At 42.5% G+C, this 11,260-nt stretch carries 6 protein-coding genes; all 6 read left to right on the forward strand.

From position 1 onward, the window contains the following. The first annotated feature begins 186 nt into the window (after positions 1-186). Entirely contained in the window at positions 187-1,572 is a 1,386-nt protein-coding gene (locus tag ACEW8O_RS07570; RefSeq protein ID WP_373494015.1) for a hypothetical protein, read from the forward strand. 205 nt (positions 1,573-1,777) lie between these two features. Continuing rightward, positions 1,778-4,963 (forward strand): SusC/RagA family TonB-linked outer membrane protein, encoded by a 3,186-nt coding sequence (locus tag ACEW8O_RS07575; protein ID WP_373494016.1) that lies wholly within the window; start codon positions 1,778-1,780, stop codon positions 4,961-4,963. A gap of 17 nt (positions 4,964-4,980) precedes the next feature. Then, positions 4,981-6,627, forward strand: a complete 1,647-nt coding sequence (locus ACEW8O_RS07580) for a RagB/SusD family nutrient uptake outer membrane protein (protein ID WP_373494017.1) — start codon at positions 4,981-4,983, stop codon at positions 6,625-6,627. Positions 6,628-6,654: 27 nt separating this feature from the next. Then, entirely contained in the window at positions 6,655-7,869 is a 1,215-nt protein-coding gene (locus ACEW8O_RS07585) for a glycan-binding surface protein (protein WP_373494018.1), read from the forward strand. Positions 7,870-7,893: 24 nt separating this feature from the next. Continuing rightward, the gene (locus tag ACEW8O_RS07590; protein ID WP_373494019.1) at positions 7,894-9,456 is read left to right on the forward strand and encodes a hypothetical protein; all 1,563 of its coding nucleotides are present in this window, start codon (positions 7,894-7,896) and stop codon (positions 9,454-9,456) included. 194 nt (positions 9,457-9,650) lie between these two features. Beyond that, positions 9,651-11,260 (forward strand): glycoside hydrolase family 9 protein (locus tag ACEW8O_RS07595; protein WP_373494020.1); only part of this gene is annotated, 1,610 nt, incomplete at its 3' end.

Consider the following 11,260-nt stretch of genomic DNA (forward strand, 5'->3'; position numbering starts at 1 on the left):
AATTATATTTTTTAATTTTTCCAAATCTGCAAAAATATTATTTTTAATTGGTGTTAACATTTGATACCCTATATAAAAACATTTGAATCCCCTTTGGATTTTTTGCACTCTGTACATTAGTCCCAGCATAAACCCTGATCACCTGTTCGATTTCTTGATAGAATTATGGTGACATGATAACCGAATATGAGAAAGAGCGCTTTACTATCATTACCAATCCTATTTTTTATTTTAGTTTTCCTTTTGTCCTGTGAAAAGGAAAATCCAATAGGTCCTGATCCAGAGCCGGATCCTCCATTGGCCAAAAATTTGATCAAAGCAAATCCAAATGTAAGCCATCAGGAGATGATAGGATTTGGGGCTGCATTGACATGGTGGAGTGATAGGGTCATCAACAGCCCGAAAAGAGATGAGCTGTATGCCCTGATGTTTGAAGATTTGGGTATGGATATTTTGAGGCTAAAAAGCTGGTATTATCCCCAGAATTATCCTGAAAACAAATCCCCGGCCCAAATGGTCAGCAATGGTGACAGGAACATGTTTCTGGCCACCAAGGAGTTTTTTGATAAGGCCAAGGCTACCAATCCGGATATTAAGGTATTGCTTTCCTCCTGGGGGCCACCGGCATCACTGAAAAGCAATAACCACTTGCGGGAAGGTACCCTTAAAAAAATTGACGGTGAATATGTCTATGACGAATTCGCACAATATTGGGAGGACATGTTGGACAATCTTCCATTCAACCCTGATTTTATCAGTATCCAAAATGAACCGGGATATACCAATCCCGGCTGGACAACCTGTGCTTGGGCTCCGGTCCAAAATGCTTCATTAGCGGGATTTGACCAAGCCATGGATAAGGTATGGGATAAAATCAAGGGCAGGTCTTATGTTCCTGAAATGGTGGCTCCTGAAGCAGAAAACATCAATGCATGGAACAACTTTATGCAGGTTCTTTCACAGAAAAATTACCTCAATTATTATGGGTGGCATCCTTATAACTTCAATGAAAACACCCCAATTGACCAGACAAATCAACCCTTGAGTGATATCAAGAACAAGTATGGTCAAAAACCCAATATCATGACGGAATATTCCAACATGTCATGGTTGAAGACTGCAAGATTTATTCACCGTGCACTCACCCGGGCCAATACATCAGCCTATATCTATTGGGAATTGGTATGGGGAGACCCTAACCGTACCCAATATCCAATGATCAACATTGATGGATCCGGGAATTACACCGTGACTGGTTTTTATCATCTGATGAAGCATTTTTCAAAATTCATTGATCAGGGATATACCAGGATAGATGCCAGTTCCAGTATATCATATGTTGAGGTATCTGCCTATAAAAACCCCAATAATACAGAAATCACCTATGTCATCATCAACCCGGACCTCCGGGAATTGGAATATGAATTTGAGGTGGAAGGCAAAACTGTCAAGACAGTAAAAGCCTTTCAGAGTGTGGAAGGAGACTTTTTCAAAGAAACAAGCGGACTTAATCCAAACTCAAAAATCAAGTTGTTCAAAAACTCAATTACGACAGTTGTAGTAGGGCTTTAAATAAAATTGAAATCATGCGTAGTACCAATCTTAAATCAATACCTATTTAAATGAAATACCAATTAACTAACCCTAAACCTGTAGAAAATGAATGCAGATCAATTGAACCAAGCTTAAGATGATGGATAAAGGTTTCCGTCAAATGGAAAGGGAAAATTTCCCTTTTAGATGTAATCAATGCTTAATACAATAAACCAAAAAAAATATGAAGAAACTCTTACCGCTTTTACTATTCTTTATTTCGGGGATAGTATATGCTCAAAGCAACATCACAGGGCAGGTGACTGCCGCAAAAGATGGATTGGGTATTCCGGGGGTCACCATTCAAGTACAGGGGACAACTGTGGGTACCGTATCAGATATAAATGGTTCTTATACCATAATGGCCTCTCCTGATGACATTTTGGTGTTTTCTTTTATAGGTTTCCAAACAAGTGAAATCAGGGTTGGTAACCAAACCAGGCTGAATGTCTCTATGGAAGAAGATATCAAAACCTTGGAAGAGGTTGTGATCGTGGGATATGGTGAAATGAAGAAAAGTGATATTACGGGCGCTGTGGCCTCTGTATCCGAAGAACAGCTTCGTGGATCTGTTTTCGCCAATGTTGACCAGGCACTTCAGGGCAGGGTCGCCGGTGTACAGGTCACGCAAAATTCCGGTCAGCCGGGAGGTGGTGTATCCGTAAGGATACGGGGTGCCAATTCCATCACAGGATCCAGTGAGCCACTATACGTGATTGATGGTATTCCCTTTCAAGGGGATGCTGTAGGTACATCGGGTTTCTCTTGGGCAGGCGGAGCAAACGGCCAAGGTCAGGTCAATCCCTTGTCCACCATCAACCCAAATGATATTGTCAGCATTGAGGTGCTAAAAGATGCATCTGCAACGGCGATTTTCGGATCACGGGCCGCCAATGGCGTTATGTTGATCACTACCAGAAGAGGAAAGGCCGGAGAAGCGAAAATTTCTTACAACAATTTCTTTGCCTCTCAGACCGCTCCAAGAAGACTTCAGATGATGAAACTTCCTGATTATGCGGAATATCAGATCAATACAGCCAATTCAGTAGATGGCATCAATGTCAATGAGCGTTATTTGGACCCTTCAATCCTGGGTGACGGCACTGACTGGCAAAGCGAAATATTTCAAACTGCGCCTATGTCAAGTCATCAATTGGCTGTTACGGGTGGAACTGAAAAATCTACCTATGCCATCTCTACCGGTTATTTTTCGCAGGATGGTACAGTAATAGGTTCCAATTTTGACAGGATTACTACAAGAATAAATCTTGATACTAAGGTAAAGGATTGGATCACCTTTGGTGCTAACCTTACCTATGCCAATACCAATGAAAGAATCACACTCAATGATGGTGGTGATGGAGTTATCATGCAGGCTTTGGTGATGCCTCCCGATGTACCGGTGAGAGATATTCGTGGGAATTTTGCCGGTCCGGAAAACAATACTGCGGATATCAGTTTCAATCCTGTTGCGTCAGCGCTCATGCGGAACAATACCCTAAAAAGACAGCGGACAATGGGTAATGTATATTTGAACCTAACGCCTGTGAATAAACTCTCTATCCGCTCTGATATTGGATTTGATGACAACAGAGCTTTGGGTAATGCTTTTCACCCTACCTACGATTGGGGAGTGCTCATCAACAATGAGAATAAGCTCAGACAAAGAAATGAACAAAGTTTGTTCTGGATATGGAATACCTATGCCACTTATACCACTGATTTTGGAAATGGCCATAATATCGTCGCCATGGCAGGTACAGAGGCCCAAAGGTCTGACTGGGAAGGTTCAGAAATCACCAAGATCAACTTTGCTACCAATGATATTCCGGTATTGAGCCAAGGCCAACAAGAGGGTCAGGTTTCTAACGGTTGGAAAGGAGCATCTTCCCTGGCTTCATATTACGGACGTCTTAATTATGGGTACAAGGACAAGTATCTATTGACAGTTACGATGCGGGCTGACGGTTCCTCCAAGTTCGGATCTGAAAATAAATGGGGCTTTTTCCCATCTATGGCAGCGGCTTGGAGAGTGACCAATGAAGATTTTATGCCGACCTCAGATGTATTGTCTGATCTGAAGTTGAGATTTGGCTATGGAGAAGTTGGAAATCAGGCCATCGGAGATTATTTGTTCGGTTCTTCTTTGCAAACCTTGAACACAGGATTTGGTACTGCTTACAGAAATGCAAGGATATCCAATCCGTTTTTGAGATGGGAAACCACAGCACAGTATAATGCCGGTATGGACCTTTCCCTTTTTCAGGGAAAAATCAACGTGACCCTGGATGTCTATAAAAAGTTCACCAGAGACATGTTGCTGCAGCTTTCAGTTCCCAGCTACCTTGGAGGATCTTCCTGGTGGGATATCAATGCCCCTTTTGCCAATGTAGGAAGTCTTGAAAACAAAGGTATAGACCTTGCCATCAATTCGGTGAATATACACAGCCGAAATTTCAAGTGGACAACAGATTTTAACTTTACCTTGAACAGAAATATGGTCACCGAACTGGATTCAGAGACTAGTTTCTTTGACAGGAACTTGTATTGGTACAGTGAATTCCAGTCTGCTACAAGAACCAAGGTCGGCAGTCCTTTGGGTACTTTCTATGGCTATATAGCAGACGGGATTTTTCAGGATACAGAAGAAATACTCAATCATGCAGTTCAGGTTTCGGATCCTTCTGCCGGTGATACTCCAAGAAACCTGGTTGATAAAAGAGATGGTGTTTGGATAGGGGATATCAAATACAGGGATGTTAACGGTGATGGAGTCATTGACAGCAATGACCAGGTAATCATCGGAGATCCCAACCCTAAATTCACGTTTGGTTTCAATAACAATTTCACCTACAAAGGATTTGACTTGGCTGTTTTCTTCTACGGTTCAGTAGGAGGAGATATCCTTAACTATGCAAAGGTGATTACCGAAGGACAGACCAGTGTATTCAATAATCAGTCTATCACGGTAGCCAATAATGCAAAGTTAGGATTGATCGATCCCGATGGTTCAGACTTGGATCCTTCCAATGTCTTCTTAGCCAATCCTGATGCGACCATCCCAAGGTTTTCTACAAATGATGTCAACCGGAACAACAGGATGTCTTCCAGATTTTTGGAAGATGCCACATTTGTTAGGATTCAGAATGTCAGCTTGGGATATACCTTCCCTGCTGCATTGACGAGCAAGGCAAAAGTGGAAATGCTGAAAATTTATGTGAACATCCAGAACCTGCACACTTTTACAAACTATTCGGGGTATGACCCGGAAATCGGTGCTTTCGGACAGGATGCGCTTATGCAGAACGTGGATATGGGCCGTTATCCGATGCCTAGAACCTTTACAGTCGGAGCTAATATTACTTTCTAATCCTAGACAGAAATAAGATGAACAAGATATTACAATATTTGATCGCATTGGTCCTGATCATGACCACAAGCGGATGTTATGAGGATTTTCTGGAAATTGTCCCACAGGATAACCTGGTCACTGACAGTTTTTTCAGAACTGATGCCGAAATCAGGGCAGGAACCGCAGCCCTATATGGAATGCCCTGGTTTGATTATAATGATAAGTTTTCCTGGGTGGCCGGTGATGCCATGCCGGGTAACCTTTATCATACATGGGACCAAGAGGGTCAGTTTTTCTTCTTTAGTTTTAATGAAGGCAATGCCCATTTGACCAGAGGATGGCAAAGTTTGTTCCGGGTAGTTTCTTACTCCAATTCGATCATCAATGATCTGCCCAGAATAGCCGGAGGTTATGGAGTTCCACAGGAATATATTGACAGGGGTGTGGGAGAAGCCAGATTTATAAGGGCATTTGCTTATTTTATTTTAGCTGAATATTGGGGTGAAGTTCCGATTGTGGAAAATTCTACCACATTGGTATCCAACAATACATTGATTCTTCCTAAAAACACCAAATCCAGTGTTTATGAATTTATCCGAAGGGATCTTGAATTTGCTGAACAGCATCTATTGAATTCGGATGCACCTGGAAGAGTTACCAAATGGTCTGCAAAAGCGCTAATGGCAAAGTTATATCTCACGATGGGTCAGGCTTCAGGTTCAGCTGATCATTATAATAAAGCCAAACAATATTCGGAGGATTTGATCGAGAACAGTGGTTTGACCTTGATGCCCGATTATTCCAATCTTTTCAAGATAGAGAATAACAACAATCCCGAATCACTTTTTGCCCTGCAGTGGGTAGAAGGTGCCTATGGTTCAGGAAACAGTGTGCAGGCCAATATGGCAAGAAGCAGTATGATTACAGGTAATTCCGAAAGCTGGGGCGGTTTCAAAAGTCTGACTTATGATTTTACCAAAAACGTTGAGGATGGGGATTTGAGACAGCCCGCCATATATATGACTTTGGGAAATCACTATCCTGAAATCAGAAGATCTGCAGGTGGATATTCCTATCTGATTGTCAACAGAGATGCCCAAAATAATATTTTGGAAAATGCTGCTCCCGTTCTCAATAATGTGAAGAAATATGTTGTCGGAAGTTCAGCAGATACAGGGGGCAAGGTCACTACCAATCAGGCCACTGCGATGAATACCTATATGTTGAGGTTGGCAGATGCATATCTGACTTATGCAGAGGCGGCGCTGGGAACGGCTGCTTCCACTAATGACGGTAAAGCGCTTGGTTATTTCAATGCTATCAGAAGTAGGGCCGGTCTTGATCCATTGAACAGCCTGACCTTTATGGATATATTGAAGGAGCGCAGGATTGAATTCGGCATGGAAGGCCAATATTGGATGGATATCAAAAGGTATTTCTATAGAAACCCGTCTGAGGCAGTCAGTTACCTGAACAGTCAACAAAGAGCCCATTTTTATGAAAGGGTTCAGGGTACGAATCCACCTGACGAAAATTCTTTAGAAGGGTATGTTTTAATGCCTCCTACAAGTCCCGTGACGGTATTTGAATCCAATATGATTCTTCCTATACCTGCGGCGGAAGTAAGTTATAATCCCCTTTTGGCCCCTGGCCAACCGGCTGTTGAATATGAGTTTAATTGATGTTTTGAATCTAAAGGAATAAATCCGATGAATATAATCAATAAATACACACTGTTTTTGATGCTACTGATTGGCATCGCAGTGACCTTTAGCGCTTGCGAAAGGGATGAATTGCCTAATGGAGGCGAGCCAAGGATCATGTATGTGAGGGTCACCAATCCTACACAGTCAGATTCTTTGTTGGGTGGGGCCTTTTTGAATGGTCTCGTGGCCATCATGGGCGAAAATCTTGGAAGTACGGTCGAAGTATGGTTCAATGACCAACCTGCGAGGGTTAATCCGGCCTATGTTACTGATAGGTCTATTCTGGTCAATGTTCCGGCCAACTCTCCTGAGGAGGTCAATGACCTTTTGACTTTGGTGTTCAAAAACGGTAATAGATTGGAATATTTCTTTCCGATCAATATCCCCGAGCCGGACTTGGTCACTATGGAAAATGAATTTATCGGGACAGGTGAATTGGCTGTAATTCATGGGGACTTCTTTTTTGCTCCACTATCAGTTAAAATGGCCAATGGTATAGAGGCCAATGTGGTTGAAATCACCAAGACTAAATTGAGTTTTACCATACCTGACGGAGCCGAACCTGGACCCATCACGGTTCAGACCAATTTCGGAACTGTCGCTTCAGGTTTTCATTATAGGGATGAGCGGAATACCATCCTCAATTTTGATGACAAAACTGCGGCAGGAAGCTGGAGATCCGGAAGGTTGGAAAATAATCCCCAACACAGTTTGGATGGGAATTATCTGGTATTGAGGGGTAAACTCAATAAGAATGAAAGGGCAGAAGATTTTGCCGGAGGGGGATTTGTAATGCAGTTTTGGGGTCATACCCGTTTACCTGAAGGTAATTTCATCACCGGAGATCCTGCTGATTATGTGCTGAAGTTTGAAGCCAAAGTAATCGATTGGTATGGCTCTTACCTGAATATCTGCTGGTCTCCTTGGAGCAACAACGGCAATCAGGAATACTGGGCTAACCTCAATGCAAGAGGATTATGGAGACCATGGGAAAAAGCCAATGCACCATACAATACCAACGGAAAATGGGTGACGATCACTATCCCAATGTCTGAAATGCGTTATGCCCAATCAGTACCGGGTGATATCGTTTACACCGACATGAAGTTTGATAAAACCAAGGCAGGTTCTCTTTCATTCTGGATGGTGGGAACGCCGGTGGCTGATGCTTCCAATGTGGAGGTGTTTATAGACAATGTGAGAATTGTGGAGAAGTAACCCCAAACTTTAAACATGAACAAAATGAAATTGATCAAAAATATAAAGGGCGGACTGACTATAGTCCTGATGTCCTTGTTAAGCATGTCCCTGATTGTTCTTAATTCCTGTAAAGAGGAAGAAGATATCAATTTCGGTGCTGTAGAATTACTGAGTTTTGGACCTGCAGGTGTTCAACATGGAGAGATTATAAAATTCATAGGCCGGAACATGGATAAGGTAAGCAGTATAGTATTACCTGATAATGTGGAAGTTTCAAGCACTCAGTTTGTCACTAAATCAAAGGAACTTATTGAAATCATAGTGCCAAATGAAGCTGTTGCCGGAAAGGTCACTTTGAAGACCTCACAGGGAACAATTGAATCTAAAACGATCATCAGCTTTGATGTGCCTGTGGTCATTACGGAAGTACCTACTGTAGCCAAGCCGGGCACCAATATTATCATCAAAGGTGAATTCCTTAATTGGGTAAATGAAATCAAATTCTATGAGGAATTGGTGGTAGATGAATTTGTAAGCAAGACCCTCAACGAACTTGTGGTGAAAGTGCCTATGAATGCACAGACCGGTAAATTGGTGTTCTCCAGCGGAGGAACCCAGCCAATGACCATTGATTCAGAAGGAGAGGTGAAGATTTTACTCCCCGATGTTACGTCTTTTGATGCGCCGGCAGTGAAGCATGGGTCTAACCTGACATTGAAAGGAACTGACTTGGACTTAGTGACAGGAATTGTTTTCAAAGGAGGCGATCCGGAAATCCTTAAGGCAAACTTTGTCAGCCAATCCGAAACAGATATTGTTGTGGTGGTACCGGAAAATGCAGAGAAAGGCACGCTTACCATTAAATCGATGTCACCGATTAATGTAATCAGTCCTGAACTTAAGATTATCCTTCCTTTAGGAACTCTGGTTGAACCACAACCTGCTTCTCCGGGAGTGGAGATTACCATTACAGGAACTGACCTGGACATGGTAGGACAGATTCTGTTTCCCGGAGCAACCGGGGCGGTTACTGATTTTGTAAGCAAAAGCTTTAGCCAGATTAAAGTAGTGGTTCCTGAAGATGTAATCAGTGGCGGTCTGACCTTTGTGACAACGAGGGGATATGTAACTCCCGGTCCGGTATTCCTGATACCTACAGAAGAAGTAAATCCACTTTTATTGACATTGTTTGATGGAGAATTCCATCAGGGATTTGGAGATTGGAGCTGGAACCTTAATTCCTCTCAACCGGGCAATGGAGAGCAGTTTGTCAATGGTACCGCTTCCTGGAAAGCTGATTTTATAGCTTGGGGAGGTTGCCAGATGGGACAAGGTGCTCCCGGTGCTCCTGTAGCAGGTGGATTGACCACTTTTGTGTTCAATGTATATGGAGGGCCGGGTTCTGATGGTGCATTAATCCAAATAGTATTAAATGATGCCTGGGGCAATACCCAACAGCGGAATGTAAAAGAAGGAGAGTGGACAGAATTTGAAATACCTATTGCCAATTTCCCTGCTGCCAACGTTTACGGAGGTATTCACCGTGTTGCTTTCCAGCTTGGGGCAGATGCTGTTATCTGGATCGACAAAGTCGGATTTAAATAATCCTGATCACTCAGTGGCTATAGGATTTGGAAATATTCCTATAGTCACTTTTTCCTTTTTTATTGAGCTCCCTCATTTTCATTGTTTAATTTTACAATAATGCAAATTGAAATATTGCGTAACCTGTTAAACCTAGAAGTAAGGTTTCCGGTGGGATTTTCCCACCGGTAATTTTACAAGAACAAAATCCTGACATGAAGACCCTATTAATATTCCTGATTTTGCCGTTGTTTATTGTGGGCTGCAATCAAAGTTTGGGAACCATAGACCCAAAAATAAATGAAGCAATCCGTGTCAATCAGATAGGTTATTATCCAAATGGGAGTAAGGTGGCGATTGTAGCTGACCAAACTGAATCAGATGTTTTTTTTGTACTTGATACCAAAAATCAGCAAAAGGTGTTTGAGGGTATTTTACAAGAATCAATAACTTCACCTGTATCTCAAAAGAGTACTAGAAGGGCTGATTTTTCTACATTTTCCACATCTGGAAATTTTTGTGTGTATGTTTCAGGACTGGGCTGTTCTCCGCCATTTGAGATAAAGGAGAAAGTTTTTGGAGAATTGGCTGTAGCAGCATTGAAATCATTTTTTTTCCAAAGGGCTTCTATGGAAATCACAGAAGAATTTGGAGGAATATGGTCTAGACCCGCCGGTCATCCTGATGACCGTGTCAAAATTCACCCTTCTGCTGCCAGTAAAGAAAGACCCGAAGGCACCGTTCTTTCTTCTCCTATGGGATGGTATGACGCTGGAGACTACAACAAGTATATCGTCAACAGTGGTATTACTATGGGCACATTGATGTCTCTATATGAGGATTTTAGTTCTTATTTTTCAGAATTTACCTTGGAAATACCGGAATCCGGAAATGCCATGCCGGATTTGTTGGATGAAATACTTTGGAATCTCAAATGGATGGCAACCATGCAGGACCCTCATGACGGAGGGGTTTACCACAAATTGACCACTGCCAAATTTGAAGGGATGGTTCTTCCTCACCAAGCGACCAATCAAAGATATGTTGTAGCAAAAAGTACTGCTGCGACCCTTGATTTTGCAGCGGTGATGGCTCAGGCCTCCCGGATTTTGAAAAACCATCATCCGGATCTTTCCATCGAATACCTCAAATCTGCTGAACTTGCCTGGAACTGGGCCCAGGCCAACCCTGAAGTGTACTACAGGCAAAATGACATGAACAAATCGTTCCAACCGGAAATCCATACCGGGGCCTACGGGGACAATTCGGTCACTGATGAAAAAATCTGGGCAGCATCGGAACTCTATATCAGCACCCATAACCTGGATTACCTACAATATATCTCTAATCCTGAGTCTTTTAATCTTCCTTCCTGGAACAGGGTGGATTGGTTGGGATATTATTCTTTGTTGAGGTTCAGGAATGACTTACCTAATTTGCCCGAAAACCTGATTTCAACCATAAAAAGTATTTTGACAGAAAGCGCTAACAACTATGTAACATCTGCCAATGCTTCCTATTATTATTCAGTGATGGGTCAATCCGTCAAGGATTTTGTCTGGGGCAGTAATGCCGTTGCTTCCAATCAGGGAATAGCATTGATTCAGGTATATTTCCTTACGAAAGAAAGTAAATACCTGCAATATGCCTTGGGTAATCTGGATTATATTTTGGGCAAAAATGCCACGGGTTACAGTTTTGTAACAGGATTTGGTTATAAAACCCCAAAAATCCCGCACCACAGATTAGCAGAGGCAGAACGTGATAAAGAGCCTTTACCGGGCTTTATGGTAGGCGGTCCCAATCCCGGTCAACAGGACGGTTG

The sequence above is a fragment of the Aquiflexum sp. genome (assembly GCF_041749095.1).
Taxonomy (GTDB): Bacteria; Bacteroidota; Bacteroidia; order Cytophagales; family Cyclobacteriaceae; genus Aquiflexum.